Source organism: Motilibacter aurantiacus, assembly GCF_011250645.1.
Lineage (GTDB): Bacteria > Actinomycetota > Actinomycetes > Motilibacterales > Motilibacteraceae > Motilibacter_A > Motilibacter_A aurantiacus.
In genome coordinates, this window is record NZ_JAANNO010000005.1 from 316,489 (window position 1) to 330,168 (window position 13,680).

The following is a 13,680-nucleotide window of genomic DNA, read 5'->3' on the forward strand; positions in this document are numbered from 1 at the left end:
GTGCGGCGAGGAGTGCGGACGACGGTGAGCCAGGAGCCAAGACACGCGACGGCGCTGCTGCGGGGGTCGCTGGTCACCATGCTCGCGACCGTGATCACGGTGCCGGTCAGCATCGTGAGCACGCTGCTCCTCGCGCGCTGGCTGGGCCCGGCGGAGTTCGGCTCCTTCGCCATCTTCACCCTCATCCTGGCCCTCGTCCCGAGCCTGCTGGACCTCGGCGTGACCGACGCGCTGCAGCGCAAGTCCGCACTGGCCGTCGGGGCCGAGGACGCCCCGCTGCTCGCCCGCTACGTCGCGATGCTGCAGGGCTGGGGCCTGGCCAAGGGCGCGATCACGGTCGCGATCGGCTTCGTCGTGCTCCCGCCCGGGCCGGCGACGCTGTTCGCCGGCAGCGTTCTGATCACCGCCCTGGTGACCGGTGTCTCCACCGCCCTGAGCGTCAGCCTGCGGCTCTACTCCCTGGTGCTGACGCGCTTCGTGGGCACCGTGGTCGGGGTGGCCGCCGCGCTCGTCGTCGCCTCGGAGAACCCGTCGGCGGACTGGGTCTTCGCCACCCAGACGCTGGCGACCGCGGTCCCGACCCTGCTGCTGCTCGTCGCCGGGCGTCGAGGCGCGTTCCCCGGTACCTACCTGCGGCCCGCGGTACCCCGGCTGAGCAGGAAGGACGTCACCTTCTCGCTGACCGCCTGGTTCAACACCCAGATCGCCGACCTGGTCGGGCAGCGCACCGAGCTGCTCTTCTTCACCCCGGAGCAGAAGGTGGAGCGCGGCGCCTTCGCCCTGGGCCTGAGCGCCACCTCGCGGGTGACGATCGCCATCGACGCGCTCTACGCGCCCCTGAGCACCGGACTCGCCATCCGGCGCGGCCAGTCCCTCGAGGCGCTGCGGCGGGCCACCGCGGCCGGGTTCCGGCTCACCACCGCCCTCATCCTGAGCTTCTCCCCCGTGCTGCTCGCCGTCTCCGTGTTCGTCGCGCTCCCGGTGTCCGGCAGCGAGTACCGCGGCGAGGAGATCGGCTTCGGCCTGCTCACCCTCGGGGCGCTGCTCGGCAGCGCGCTGCACCCGCTCTACTCGTACTACTACGCGACGCGGACGACGCTCCCGACGACGGTCGGCTCGGTGCTGGGACTCGTGCTGAACGTCGGGCTGTCCTTCGCGCTGATCCCGGCCTTCGGCTTCCCCGGGGCGATCATCGCCAAGCTCGCGGGCAGCCTGGCCCTCCTGCTGACGCTCGTCGCCTTCGGGCGGCGCGACGCGGGCGTCCGGGCCATGCTCAACCGCCACCTGACCTGGGTCTCGCTCGCGCTCGTGGCCGCCGCGGTGCCGGCCTGGCTGGTGCTCACCCTCGTCGACGGGACGTACGCGCGCATGGCCGTGAGCGGCGTCGCCGCCCTCGTCGTGACCGCAGCGCTGCTGCGCTGGTCGCCGGTGCTGTTCGCGGCCGACGTCACGCGCCTCGTCGACGCGCTTCCCGGGCGCGTGCGGCCGCTCGCCCGTCGCGGCGCCACCTGGATGCCGCTGACGGGCGAGGCGGGCCGGACCGCAGGGGAGATCGACTCACCGGCGGGCTCGCTCCGTTAGGGTCCGTCGGGACAGCGCAGGGCAGACGAGGCGAGCAGTGGGAGGCGACGTGCCGGCCGGGCCGACATCGCGCGACGCGGGCCGGGGCGCGCAGTGACCGCTCGGGAGCGCGTGCTGGTCGTCGTCCCCACCCGCGGGGAGCGGCTGGACTACCTGGCCGCCTGCCTGCGCTCGGTCACCAGCCAGTCCGGGGTGGACGTCCGGTGCGTGGTGGTGTCGAGCCCATCCGACGCCGTGCAGGAGCTGGGCAGCCGGCTCGGGGCCAGCGTCGTGCCGGAGTCCGGGCGCGGGATCTCGGCCGCCATCAACCAGGGCTGGCAGCGGTTCGGCGACGAGGCCGACTACTGGGCCTGGCTCGGCGACGACGACCTGCTCGCCCCAGGCAGCCTGAGCGCGACCACCGCGGCGCTGCGGTCGGCGCCACGGGCCTCCATGGCGTACGGCCCGTGCGCGTTCGTGGACGCCGAGGACTCGGCGCTGTTCGTCGCCACCCCCGGCCGGATCGGCGCCCACCTGTTGGGCGTGGGGCCGAACCTCGTGCCGCAGCCGGGGTCGCTGCAGCGCGCCGCCGCCGTGCGCAGGGTCGGCTACCTCGACGAGACGCTGAAGTACGCGATGGACCTCGACCTGTTCCTGCGCCTGCGCACGGCCGGGCCGCTGCGCTACGTGCCCCGGACGTTGGCCGCCTTCCGCTGGCACGAGGGGTCGACCACGGTGGCAGCCTTCGAGGCGTCCGGCCGCGAAGCCGCCGACGTCCGCCGGCGCAATGCGCGCAACCTCTTCGCCCACCGGCTCGCGAGCCGCGCGGTGCGGTCGCCGGCCAACCGCTACCAGGAGTGGCAGAAGCGGCCGTCCACCCTGCGCGTCGCGTCCTGGGGCGCCTAGGGTCGGCGGCTCAGCCGCTCGCCGCACAGGACGCCGTCTGTTGCGCCGCGGCGGTGTCGGAGGCGACCTCGACTCCGTCGACCGTCAGCCGGCAGGAGACGCTGCCCCCCGTCGTGCCGCGCGCCCGTACCAGAGCCAGGGCCGACGCCCCGCGCAGGGTCAGCGTCCGAGACCACGGTGCGGCGGCCTGGACCTGGACGATCGTGCCGGCCGCGTCGAGCGCGTACTCGATGTCCACGGTGCCGCTGCCGGTGACCTCGTAGCCGATCACGTGCTCGGCGTCGGACGGGGCCGCGGCAGCAGGCGCCGAGCTCGTCGGGGGCGTCGGGCTCCCTGTGGTCGCCGAGCTCCCCGCAGGTGCCGAGCTCGCGACCGCCCCGGGCGTGCCGGAAGGCACGGCCGCCAACCCGGTGGGAGCAGCGCCGCCGTCGGAGCACGCCGCCAGCACGGCCACGGCCGCCCCCACGAGGCCGGTCCCCCTGCCGGGACGCCTCAACTCCCCGCCTGCAACGGGACGTAGCGCCGGGCCGTGCTGTCGAGCGAGTGCCCGCCCACGACCACCCACGCGTGCGCGGCCAGCTGTTGACCCGCCGCCACGCTGTCGGGGTCGATGCCGACGACCAGGTCGGGCTCGAGCTCGCGAAGCCGGGCCCCGAGCACCAGGCTGCGCCGCAGGCAGAGCCGCTCCCGGGCGCTCGGCCAGACCCTCATGACCTGCCAGACGGTGCGTACGCGGTCCCCCGCCCACCGCGGGAGCAGCGTGTCCGGCGGCTCGCCGGGAGGCTCGGCAGCCAGCCGCAGCCCGTAGCGCGCCGCGAGCGCGGGCAGCGGGAGCCGCCGCACGTCCCGCTCGACACGTGCCGCCAGCACCAGCACCGTCAGCACCTCTCGCCCGCGGTGGGCGACTGCCCGCCCCTTGCGCACCAGGCGACGAGGCAGAGCCGCCGACGACCCGGCCGTCACGGCTGCGGTTGCTCCGGGACCTGGGGCAGGCCGTTCTCGGCCAGCCACGCCGCGTGCAGCATCGACATCGTCGAGGCGTAGGCGTCGGGCTCCAGCCAGATGCGGCGCAGGACCTCGACGTCGACGAGGTCGGGGTCGGCGCCCGCACCCGACCAGGCCCGGGCGAAGTCGCGGGACAGCTCGTCGACCGCGACCTCGTTGAACGCCGCCTTGCCGCGCCGCGCCACGACCTCGGCGTGCAGGACGTCCCCGAAGAGCTTGTCGGTCGACTCGCGCCGGGTCGCGAAGCCCCAGGTACCGCATTCGCGGGCCCAAGCCTCGCAGAACGCGCGGTCGAGGAAGGGGTAGTGACACTCGACGTCTAGGGCGCCCGCGACCTTGTTGACGTTCGACAGGTAGCGCAGCACCGCACGGCGGGCCGGGGCCCGGCGGACCGAGTCCGACCACCGGAACGGCTCGTTCAGCCGGTCGGTGGTGAGCTGGCGGTAGTACTCCTCGCGGGGGCCGGGCAGCATCCACGGGTGCTGGTCGTGCGACTCGACGAACCGGCGGGTCCGCACGCGGCGCACCGGGCGCGGAGCCCCGTTGTCGAGCATCGCCGTGAGCAGCCGGCGGGACGGCCGTGGCCGGCGCTGCCAGGTGCCGGTGAAGACGCTGACTCGGCGCTCCATCATCACCTCGTCGCCGCCCTCCCCGGTCATGAAGCTGCCGCCGCGGGCGAGCTCCCACAGGGGGGCGTGGCTGTGTCCGAGCGGCGGCCACACCAGGCCGTGCGTCCGTAACACGTTGAGCGCACGCTCACCCAGCACGTCGAAGCTGCCGGTGTCGGGGATGCGCACCCAGTCGGTGATGCCCAGGTCCTTGATGAGCAGCTCCTGCCAGCGCGTCTCGTCCGCGTTGCCCCGGCCGGTGAAGTCGTGGGTGGCGGCGATGGGGCGCGGCAGCCCCTCCCGGTCGGCGACGTGGACCGCGACGGCGAGGATGGCGCTGGAGTCCCGGCCTCCGGAGAAGGCGATGACACACGGCGGGCGCAGCAGCGCGCGCAGCACCGCCCGCTCGAACGCCTCCCGGGCCGGGCCGGGGTCGACCTCCACCGGCCAAGGGGTGAGCTCGTCGAACCCGGGGATCCAGCCGGCGGCCACCTCGAAAGGGGTCATCCGGTAGAAGCCGTCCGGGGCAAGAGCACGGCGAAGAGCGACGTCCTCCCACGACTGCGGCACGACCGTGCCCAGCTCCTGCGCGTGCGTCATCTGATCCCCTCCCAGGTGGCGAGCATAACGAGCGGGACGCTCACCTCCTCAGGAAAAGGCGGTGAACGTCGTGCCTCGCCACGCGAGCGGCATGTCGCTGCTCGTCCCGGCGTTCGAGCGCGCGGTGAGCTCCTCGAGCGACCCCACGACGGTGAGCCGGGGAACGACGTAGTCCTTCATGCGGGTGCCTCCGACGTCCGGGCGCGGGGACCGGCCGCCGCGCTCAGTGCAGGGAAGCAGCTGTCATCGAGCTGCACAGCCGGGCGCGCGCTCCGTCACCCGGTTGCCGTCCTGCTCCTGCGCCGGCCGGCCTGGCCGTGCTCCTCCCCGCGGGCTCGGCTACAGCTCCTCCGGACATGCAGAAGGGCTGCCCGACGCGAGTCGAGCAGCCCTTCTGGCCGTGTCAGGAGAAAAGAGCGAAGTTCGGCGGGATCGGCGTACCGATCGGAACGTCCGTTCGCGTACCCGACGTGGACTGTGCCGTGAGGCGCTCGAGCGACCCCACGATGGTCAGCTGCGGTGCAGAGTAGTCGCGCATCTGGCCCCCCTTCCGTTGATGAGATGGATGCAACACCACACACCGTAGGGGAGGTGACCGACAGCCATCAAGGTGATAGACGCGGAGTTCACCTGATCGACACGGGCGGCCGAGTCATTGTCACTTCGGGTGCTGGTATGTGACGTTGAGTGTCCGATGACCCCGTGAACAAGGGGAGATCTCCGACATCCAGCAGGCGCGGCGCGGTGGAGTGGTATTGCTCACGTGCCGCAGTGATCGAACGCGAGAGGCCCGTGATGTCCCAGAACGACGGCACAGAAGCGACCGACCCGCAGGCCTCGGACCGGCAGCAGGCGCGCGCCGTCCCGCCCAACGGGCTGGTCGGCTACTACGGCGGCCCCGCGCAGGTCCGGCCCCAGGTGGTCCCCGCTGCCCGCAAGCGGGCCTGGCTCGACGTCGGCCACGCCCGCGCGGGCAAGCACTGCCTGCCGTTGCTGCTGGCCAACGAGCAGGGCTGGGAGGTGCTCAACCCGGCCGGGGTCACGGTGGAGTGGAACGGCGAGGACTCCGCCGGCAACGTCGCCATCACCGCGGACGCAGGCCCCCGGGGCTCGATCGCGCACAGCGCCTTCGGCGCCGGGGTCGTCAGCTTCGCCATCCCGGTGCTCTTCCGGACGGCTCCGGGCTGGAACCTTCTCGTCCGTGGCCCGGCCAACCGGCCCAAGGACGGCATCAGCGCTCTGGAGGGGCTCGTCGAGACCGACTGGGCCGTGGTCACGTTCACGATGAACTGGAAGATCACGCGCCCGCACCACCCGGTGCGGTTCGAGGAGGGCGAGCCCATCGCCCTGCTCGTGCCGCAGCAGCGTGGCGCCCTCGCCGCGTTGGACCCCCACTGGGTGCCGTTGGACGAGGACCCGTTCTCGCGGGCCGGCGCAGAGCGCTTCCACGCCGACCGGCAGGCCGCGCGCCAGACCAACTTCCTCGCCGAGCACGGCTTCGCCGAGCCGGCCCCGCTGAGCCTCAAGTACTTCAAGGGGCAGTTCCCCGACGGCGCGCCCGCGCCCGAGCACGAGACCCAGTTGCGGCTGCAGGCGTTCCGCGAGTGGGAGGGCGCCGCATCCGACGGCGGGCCGGGCCCGCTGGCCGGCGGCTACTGAGCGCACTGCACGGCCGGGCACAGGAAGGCCGGGCACAGGCCCGAGATGCGGCGAGGCCCGTGGGAACCCCCACGGGCCTCGCCGTCACTGTCGCCGTGGGCCTCAGGCGAGGACGTCGCTCTCGGTGAGCAGCCCGTGCTCACGCAGTGCCGCCACGAACGCCTCGACGTCGCGCAGCGCGGTCGCGCGGTCGACGCTGTACTCCGCGACGACGGCGTCCACCAGCTCGTCCATCGTCCGCTCCTGCCGCAGCAGCTCGTAGAGGAGCGACCCCGTCTCGTTCAGGGTGAGGTACTGCGACTTCTCCAGGTCGAGGACGACCGTCTCGGCGTCGAACGAGCGCGCGGCCAGGCCTTCGGATCGGATGCGCATGTGGCCCCCCTTCGGTGTGGCTACGACCTTACGGTCCGGTGCCCGCCCGTGCGGGCGGAACGTGTCACTTGCGCCCGAACGGCGGACGTCAGGCGTCCCCGCCGAACAGGCTGGTCACGGAGCCGTCGTGGAAGACCTCGCGGATCGCGCGCGCGATCAGCGGCGCGATCGGGAGCACGGTCAGCTTGTCGAACCGGCGCTCCTGCGCGATCGGCAGGGTGTCCGTCACGACGACCTCGGTGATGCGGCTGTTCTTCAGCCGGTCGACCGCGGGGTCGGAGAACACACCGTGGGTCGCGACGACGATGACCTCGGCCGCGCCGTTCTCGAACAGCGCGTCGGCGGCCTTGGTGATCGTGCCGCCGGTGTCGATCATGTCGTCGACGAGCACGCACACCCGGCCCTCGACGGAGCCGACGACCTCGTGGACCTTGACCTGGTTGGCGACCCGGGGGTCGCGCCGCTTGTGGATGATCGCCAGCGGCGCGTTCAGCGTGTCGGTCCAGCGCTCGGCGACCCGCACCCGGCCGGCGTCGGGGCTGACGACCGTCAGCCGGCTGCGGTCGAGCCGCGCGCCGACGTGCTGGGCGAGGACGGGCAGGGCGAACAGGTGGTCGACCGGGCCGTCGAAGAAGCCCTGGATCTGCGCCGTGTGCAGGTCCACGACGATGAGGCGGTCGGCGCCCGCGGTCTTGAACAGGTCGGCCATGAGCCGCGCGGAGATCGGCTCGCGGCCGCGGTGCTTCTTGTCCTGGCGGGCGTAGCCGTAGAACGGCATGACCACGGTGATGCGCTTGGCCGACGCCCGCTTCAGCGCGTCGACCATGATCAGCTGTTCCATGATCCACTGGTTGAGCGGCGCGGTGTGGCTCTGCATGACGAAGGCGTCGCTGCCACGCACGGACTCCTCGAACCGCACGAAGATCTCGCCGTTCGCGAAGTCGTACGCCGAGGTCGGCACGATGTCGACCTCGAGCTCGCGGGCCACGGCCGTCGCGAGCTCCGGGTGGGCGCGGCCCGTGAACAGCATCAGCCGCTTCTCGCCCTTGGCGGTCATCCCGCTCATCGGCCCACTCCCTCGCTGTCGATTCCGTCGCCGTCGTTCCCGCCCCCGCCGTCGGGCGCGGCCCTCCGGGCCTCCTGCGCGGCCTGCGCACTCGATGTGCCCGACCGCCGGCGTTCGACCCATCCGTCGACCGTGCCCTGCCGGCTGCGCCCGATGGCCAGCGCGCCGGGCGGCACGTCGTCGGTGACGACGGACCCGGCCGCGGTGTACGCCCCGTCCCCCACCGTGACCGGCGCGACCAGGACCGTGTCGCTGCCGATGCGCACGTGCGCGCCGACGGTCGTGCGGTGCTTGGCGACCCCGTCGTAGTTGGCGAAGATCGTCGCCGCGCCGACGTTGGTCCCGTCGCCGACCTCGGCGTCGCCGACGTAGGACAGGTGCGGCACCTTGGCCTCCTGCCCGAGGACCGCGTTCTTCATCTCCACGAAGCCGCCGGCCTTCGCCCCGGCCCCGAGAACGGTGCCCGGGCGGAGGAACGTGTAGGGCCCGACGGTCGCCCGCTCCCCGATGCGTGCCCCCTCGCAGGTGGAGCTGCGCACGACCGCGTCGGCCCCGACCTCGGTGTCGACCAGCGTCGTGTCCGGGCCGACGACGGCGCCCGCGGCGACCGAGGTGCGCCCGTGCAGGCGTACGCCGGGCAGCAGCGTGACGTCAGGGGCCAGCTCGACGTCCGCGTCCACCCAGGTCGTGAGCGGGTCGACGACCGTGACCCCGGCGCGCATCCACCGCAGCAGCAGGCGGTCGCGCAGCGCCGCCCCGGCGAGGGCGAGCTGGGAGCGGTCGTTCACGCCGGCGACGTCGAGCGCGTCGGGGGCCACGACGGCCGCGACCGGTCGGGCCTGCTCGCGCAGGATGGCGAGCACGTCGGTGAGGTACTCCTCGCCCTGCGCGTTGTCGGTGGTGAGCTGCGCGAGCGCTGACCGCAGGTGGTCGGCGGCGAAGGCGTAGATGCCGCTGTTGATCTCGTGGACCGCGAGCTCCTCGGGCGTCGCGTCCCGGTGCTCGACGATCGCGGCGACGTTGCCCGCCGGGTCACGCAGCACCCGGCCGTAGCCGGTGGGGTCGTCGAGCAGCGCGGTGAGGACCGTGGCGGCCGCACCGGTGGCGGCGTGCGTCCCGACGAGCGCCTGCAGCGTGGCCGGCGACAGCAGCGGGGTGTCCCCGGCCGTGACCACGACCGTGCCGGTGAGGTCGGGGAGCGCCTCGAGGGCGGTGCGGACCGCGTGGCCGGTGCCGCCCTGCCGCTCCTGGACGACGGGCAGCGCCTCGGGCGCGGTCTCGGCCAGGTGGGCCACGACCTTGTCCCGCCCCGCCCCCACGACCACGACGACGCGCGCCGGGGAGATCTCGCGCACCGAGGTCAGGACGTGGCCGAGCAGGCTGCGCCCGGCGGCGGCGTGCAGCACCTTGGGAGTGCGCGACCGCATGCGCGTGCCCTCGCCGGCCGCCAGGACGACCACCGCGTCGACCCGGGCCTGCGCAGCCTGACCGGAAGGGCCGGAGGGGCCGGGAGCGCCGGCTCGGGAGGGAGGAGGAGTGGACGGGGCGAGGCTCACACGCGCTCCTGCGCTCGTACGTGCTGCGGAGCGCCGCTGCCGCCGCACTGCCGCTGGACTGTGTCGACTCCGCCGGGGGGCCGGAGGCCCGGCACACGGCGGGCGGACGACCCTACGAGCCTACCGGCGCGCCGAGGGGCCGCTGCTCCGCCGCTTGGATTCGAACCAAGACTGCAAGGCTCCAAAGGCCTGCGTGCTGCCGTTACACCACGGCGGAACGCCCCGGGGCGGGGGCGGCGCCAGTCTGCCACCCGGGCCCGGCCCGGCAGGGCTGCCCGGCGCTGCCGGCCGGGGCGAGCAGGGCCCGCCGCACCGGGCGAAGCCCTAGGATCCTCCCCGACATGGGGACGCTCGCGTGCCCGAGGCGATCGCAGTGGGGGACGTGACGTGGCACGGACGGTTGTCACCGGTGGCGCAGGCTTTCTCGGGTCGCACCTGTGCGAGCGGCTCCTGGCCGACGGCGAGGAGGTGCTCTGCCTCGACAACTTCGTCACCGGCACGCCGGCCAACGTGGCGCACCTGCTCGAGCGCCCGGGGTTCCGGCTCGTGCGCGCCGACGTCACCGACTACATCCACGTCCCCGGGCCCGTCGACACCGTGCTCCACTTCGCCTCGCCCGCGTCCCCGATCGACTACCTCCAGCTGCCGATCGAGACGATGAAGGTCGGCTCGATCGGGACGCTGCACGCTCTCGGCCTGGCCCGCGAGAAGGGGTCGCGCTTCCTGCTGGCCTCCACCTCCGAGACCTATGGCGACCCGCAGGTCCACCCGCAGCCGGAGACCTACTGGGGCCACGTCAACCCGGTCGGCCCGCGCGGGGTCTACGACGAGGCCAAGCGCTTCGGCGAGGCGCTCACCATGGCGTACCGGCGCACGCACGGCGTGGACACGGGCATCGTGCGCATCTTCAACACCTTCGGCCCGCGCATGCGCCCCAACGACGGCCGCGCGATCCCGACCTTCATCCGCCAGGCCCTGCTCGGCGAGCCCCTCACGGTCGCCGGCGACGGCTCGCAGACCAGGTCGATCATCTACGTCGACGACCTCATCGAGGGCATCCTGCGGCTGGTGCGCAGCGGGCTGGAGGGGCCGGTCAACGTGGGCAACCCGCACGAGCTGAGCATGCTCGACCTCGCCCGCTGGATCCGCGACCTCACCGGCTCGAGCTCGGAGATCGAGTTCGTGCCGCGCCCGCAGGACGACCCCAGCGTGCGCCAGCCCGACATCACCCTCGCGCGCCAGGCCCTCGACTGGGAGCCCCGGGTGCCCATCGAGGAGGGCCTGCGCCAGACGATCGAGTGGTTCCGCGCCCACGACGAGGTGCTGGCGGCCAGCGCCGCGGGCGCCTGAGGCCCTAGCCGCGCGCGTCGCCGGCGAGGGCGCGCACGGCCGCCGGGACGACGACGGCCAGGTTCTCGGCGAGCAGGCCCACCACCTGCTCGTGCACGGCCGCGGGGCGCCCGAACGGGTCGGGGACGTCGTCATCCCCCGGCGTGGCCAGGCCGCGCCACCGGCCGACGGACGCGACCCACTCGGCCGCGCTGCAGGCGTCACCCGCCGGGCGGGAGGACCCCTCGGCCTCGGCCCGGTCCACGAGCCGGCGCAGCTCGCGCACCGTGAAGCTGCGCCGCAGCGCGGGCGGGCAGAGCGCGACGGCCTGCGAGCGCTGCTCGCGGGTCATGGTCAGCACCAGGTCGGCCGCCGCGACGAGGCCGCGGGTGATGGGCCGGCCCCGGTGGGCGGAGGCGTCGATCCCCCGCGCGTGCAGCGCGGCCGCGGTGTCCGCCTCGATCGGGTGCCCGGTCAACGGGGAGGTCCCGGCGCTCTCGGCCAGCAGCTCGACCCGGTCGCCGCCCAGCCGGCGGGCGAGCGCCGCAGCGGCCGGGGACCGGCAGACGTTGCCGGTGCAGACGAAGAGGACACGAAGAGCCGGGCGCCCGGCGACCTCGCCGGGCTCGGTCGTCCCCTGCGTCACGCCGGGGAGGATAGCCGCGCCCGCCCGCTCCCATGCCTCCGACGGCCCGCGAGGGAAGCGCTCCTACGCGACCGTAGGTTACGCTGGCGTAGCCGGGGTACGTCCCGTTCGATCCCGGTTCTGCGCGCGTCCCGCCCCCACTGTGCAAGGAGACCCTGTGACCGCTACTCCCGCTGTGGACCGGCCGACAACGGCGCCGACCTCCGGCAGCGACGTCCCCGAGCTCTTCCACGGCGACGACCGCAAGGGCATGGGCGAGCAGATCGCCCTCGCGCTCTTCATCGCGATCCCCTTCGTCGCCATCGTCGCGGCCGTCCCCGTGGCCTGGGGCTGGGGCCTGGGCTGGTCCGATGTCGTGATCGCGCTGGTCATGTACTTCATCTCCGGCTTCGGCATCACGGGCGGCTTCCACCGCTACTTCACCCACGGCGCCTTCAAGGCGAAGCGGCCGCTGCGGATCGCGCTCGCCGTCGCCGGCAGCCTCGCGGTCGAGGGCCCGGTCATCCGCTGGGTCGCCGACCACCGCAAGCACCACAAGTTCTCGGACAAGGACGGCGACCCGCACTCGCCGTGGCGCTACGGCGAGACGTTCCCGGCGCTGCTCAAGGGCCTCTGGTTCGCGCACATGGGGTGGCTCTTCGACGTCGAGCAGACCAACCAGCGCCAGTACGCCCCCGACCTGCTCAAGGACAAGGACATCGCGCGGGTCTCGCGCGCCTTCCCCTACATCGTGCTGGCGTCGCTGCTGGTGCCGGCGCTGCTCGGCGGGCTGCTGACCTGGTCGTGGCAGGGCGCGGTGACGGCCTTCTTCTGGGGCAGCCTGGTCCGCGTCGCGGCGCTGCACCACGTCACCTGGTCGATCAACTCGATCTGCCACGCGATCGGCGAGCACGAGTTCAAGAGCCGCGACCGCTCCGGCAACGTGTGGTGGCTGGCGATCCCGTCCCTCGGCGAGTCCTGGCACAACCTGCACCACGCGGACCCGACGTGTGCCCGGCACGGCGTCAACCGCGGGCAGATCGACATCACCGCCCGCACGATCTGGCTGTTCGAGCGCCTCGGCTGGGCCTACTCGGTGCGCTGGCCGGTCACCGAGCGGCTCGACGCCCGGCGCACCTCGGCGGCCTGAGCGAGCCTCGCGCGGCGGGGCGCCCGGATGCTGGCACGATGTGCCGGTGACCGACGCCTCGCCGCCCGCCCGTCGGTCCTCCCGTAGCGGCTCCACCACGCGCAAGAGCGCGAGCGCCCGCGTGCGCATGACGGGCAAGGAGCGCCGCGAGCAGCTGCTCGACGTGGGGCGCTCGCTGTTCGCCGAGAAGGGGTTCGAGGGCACGTCGGTCGAGGAGATCGCCGCCAAGGCGGGGGTCTCCAAGCCGGTCGTCTACGAGCACTTCGGGGGCAAGGAAGGCCTGTACGCCGTGGTCGTCGACCGCGAGGTCGAGCGGCTGCTGGGGTCGATCACCGGCACGCTCACCGCGACCGAGCGCTCGCGGGAGCTGCTGGAGCAGGCGGCGCTGGCCCTGCTGGACTACATCGAGTCCTCCAGCGACGGCTTCCGCATCCTCGTCCGCGACTCCCCGGTGGCCTCGTCCGGCGGGGGCACCTTCGCCACGATCATGAGCGACGTGGGGACGCAGGTCGAGCACATCCTCATCGCCGAGTTCAAGAAGCGCGGGATGGACGCGAAGGTCGCCCCGCTGTACGCCCAGATGCTCGTCGGCATGGTGGCGCTGACCGGCCAGTGGTGGCTGGACGCCCGGCGCCCGCGCAAGGCCGACGTCGCCGCGCACCTGGTCAACCTGGCGTGGAACGGGCTGAAGAACCTCGAGGCCAAGCCCACGCTGATCTCGCGGTGAGCGCAGCCGCCGAGCAGGACGAGGTCGACCGCATCGCGCAGGCGTGGCGCCGCGAGCGGCCGGACCTGGACCTCGCGCCGTTGCAGGTGCTGAGCCGGGTCACACGGCTGGCCCGCCACCTGGACCGGGAGCGCCGCGACGCGTTCGCCCGCACCGGCCTGGAGCCGTGGGAGTTCGACGTGCTCGCGGCGCTGCGCCGGGCCGGGAGCCCGTACGAGCTCTCCCCCGGCCAGCTCACCACGCAGGCGCTGGTGACCTCCGGGACCATGACGAACCGGCTGGACCGGCTCGAGGGCAAGGGGCTGCTGCGCCGGCTGCCCGACCCGCAGGACGGCCGAGCGGTGCGGGTGCAGCTGACCCCGGAGGGCGGGGACCGGGTCGACCGCGCCATGTCGGGGCTGCTCGCGAGCGAGCGGGCGCTGCTCGACCCGCTGTCGCCCGGCCAGCGTGACGAGCTCGCCGGGCTGCTGCGCCTGCTGGTCGCGCCGCTCGACGAGCGCGTACGCCCCTAGCGCGC

At 73.7% G+C, this 13,680-nt stretch carries 15 protein-coding genes and 1 tRNA gene; 7 read left to right on the forward strand and 9 right to left on the reverse strand.

The window, feature by feature from the left end; all coding sequences use genetic code 11:
• Nucleotides 1-24 precede the first annotated feature (24 nt).
• Both G9H72_RS11680 and G9H72_RS11685 read left to right on the forward strand, forming a co-directional pair.
• Nucleotides 25-1,581, forward strand: coding sequence for a lipopolysaccharide biosynthesis protein (locus G9H72_RS11680; protein WP_166171125.1), 1,557 nt, complete (start codon nucleotides 25-27; stop codon nucleotides 1,579-1,581).
• Nucleotides 1,582-1,674: 93 nt separating this feature from the next.
• Entirely contained in the window at nucleotides 1,675-2,466 is a 792-nt protein-coding gene (locus G9H72_RS11685; RefSeq protein ID WP_166171127.1) for a glycosyltransferase, read from the forward strand.
• A gap of 10 nt (nucleotides 2,467-2,476) precedes the next feature.
• Here G9H72_RS11685 and G9H72_RS11690 read toward each other — a convergent pair whose 3' ends face one another.
• The 4 genes from G9H72_RS11690 to G9H72_RS11705 all read right to left on the reverse strand — a co-directional run bounded on the left by G9H72_RS11690 (nucleotide 2,477) and on the right by G9H72_RS11705 (nucleotide 4,859).
• On the reverse strand, nucleotides 2,477-2,737 hold the full coding sequence (locus tag G9H72_RS11690) for an MmpS family transport accessory protein (RefSeq protein WP_166171129.1): 261 nt from the start codon (nucleotides 2,735-2,737) through the stop codon (nucleotides 2,477-2,479).
• A 221-nt stretch (nucleotides 2,738-2,958) separates the two neighbouring features.
• Nucleotides 2,959-3,390 (reverse strand): lasso peptide biosynthesis B2 protein, encoded by a 432-nt coding sequence (locus G9H72_RS11695; protein WP_331272219.1) that lies wholly within the window; start codon nucleotides 3,388-3,390, stop codon nucleotides 2,959-2,961.
• Between the two features lie 35 nt (nucleotides 3,391-3,425).
• Nucleotides 3,426-4,679, reverse strand: a complete 1,254-nt coding sequence (locus G9H72_RS11700) for an asparagine synthase-related protein (RefSeq protein ID WP_166171133.1) — start codon at nucleotides 4,677-4,679, stop codon at nucleotides 3,426-3,428.
• Between the two features lie 48 nt (nucleotides 4,680-4,727).
• A complete protein-coding gene (locus tag G9H72_RS11705) occupies nucleotides 4,728-4,859 on the reverse strand; it encodes a lasso RiPP family leader peptide-containing protein (RefSeq protein ID WP_166171135.1) in 132 nt (43 codons plus the stop codon).
• Nucleotides 4,860-5,474: 615 nt separating this feature from the next.
• On the opposite strand from G9H72_RS11705, the gene G9H72_RS11710 reads away from it, so the two are divergent.
• Entirely contained in the window at nucleotides 5,475-6,338 is an 864-nt protein-coding gene (locus G9H72_RS11710; protein ID WP_166171137.1) for a DUF6065 family protein, read from the forward strand.
• 102 nt (nucleotides 6,339-6,440) lie between these two features.
• Here the strand turns inward: G9H72_RS11710 and G9H72_RS11715 are convergent, their stop codons facing one another.
• From G9H72_RS11715 to G9H72_RS11730, 4 genes are all read right to left on the reverse strand, one after another.
• On the reverse strand, nucleotides 6,441-6,710 hold the full coding sequence (locus G9H72_RS11715) for a PqqD family protein (RefSeq protein WP_166171139.1): 270 nt from the start codon (nucleotides 6,708-6,710) through the stop codon (nucleotides 6,441-6,443).
• An 88-nt stretch (nucleotides 6,711-6,798) separates the two neighbouring features.
• On the reverse strand, nucleotides 6,799-7,776 hold the full coding sequence (locus G9H72_RS11720) for a ribose-phosphate diphosphokinase (protein ID WP_166171141.1): 978 nt from the start codon (nucleotides 7,774-7,776) through the stop codon (nucleotides 6,799-6,801).
• Nucleotides 7,773-9,203: a bifunctional UDP-N-acetylglucosamine diphosphorylase/glucosamine-1-phosphate N-acetyltransferase GlmU gene (gene glmU, locus G9H72_RS11725; protein ID WP_231126888.1), complete on the reverse strand. Its 1,431-nt coding sequence runs from the start codon at nucleotides 9,201-9,203 to the stop codon at nucleotides 7,773-7,775. The genes G9H72_RS11720 and glmU overlap by 4 nt, the downstream gene beginning before the upstream one ends.
• A gap of 274 nt (nucleotides 9,204-9,477) precedes the next feature.
• Nucleotides 9,478-9,549 (reverse strand) — tRNA-Gln (locus G9H72_RS11730).
• 170 nt (nucleotides 9,550-9,719) lie between these two features.
• On the opposite strand from G9H72_RS11730, the gene G9H72_RS11735 reads away from it, so the two are divergent.
• Complete coding sequence (locus tag G9H72_RS11735; protein WP_166171145.1) at nucleotides 9,720-10,682, forward strand: UDP-glucuronic acid decarboxylase family protein; 963 nt, start codon at nucleotides 9,720-9,722, stop codon at nucleotides 10,680-10,682.
• Nucleotides 10,683-10,686: 4 nt separating this feature from the next.
• Here G9H72_RS11735 and G9H72_RS23420 read toward each other — a convergent pair whose 3' ends face one another.
• Nucleotides 10,687-11,307, reverse strand: a complete 621-nt coding sequence (locus G9H72_RS23420) for an arsenate reductase/protein-tyrosine-phosphatase family protein (RefSeq protein ID WP_166171148.1) — start codon at nucleotides 11,305-11,307, stop codon at nucleotides 10,687-10,689.
• A 157-nt stretch (nucleotides 11,308-11,464) separates the two neighbouring features.
• Between G9H72_RS23420 and G9H72_RS11745 the strand changes: the two genes are divergently transcribed.
• The 3 genes from G9H72_RS11745 to G9H72_RS11755 are packed head-to-tail and all read left to right on the forward strand — an operon-like array spanning nucleotide 11,465 to nucleotide 13,675.
• Nucleotides 11,465-12,436, forward strand: coding sequence for an acyl-CoA desaturase (locus G9H72_RS11745; RefSeq protein ID WP_331272220.1), 972 nt, complete (start codon nucleotides 11,465-11,467; stop codon nucleotides 12,434-12,436).
• Between the two features lie 46 nt (nucleotides 12,437-12,482).
• Nucleotides 12,483-13,163 (forward strand): TetR/AcrR family transcriptional regulator, encoded by a 681-nt coding sequence (locus G9H72_RS11750; protein ID WP_331272221.1) that lies wholly within the window; start codon nucleotides 12,483-12,485, stop codon nucleotides 13,161-13,163.
• Nucleotides 13,160-13,675, forward strand: a complete 516-nt coding sequence (locus G9H72_RS11755; protein ID WP_166171150.1) for a MarR family winged helix-turn-helix transcriptional regulator — start codon at nucleotides 13,160-13,162, stop codon at nucleotides 13,673-13,675. Before G9H72_RS11750 ends, G9H72_RS11755 begins: the two co-directional genes overlap by 4 nt.
• The last annotated feature ends 5 nt before the right edge of the window (nucleotides 13,676-13,680 follow it).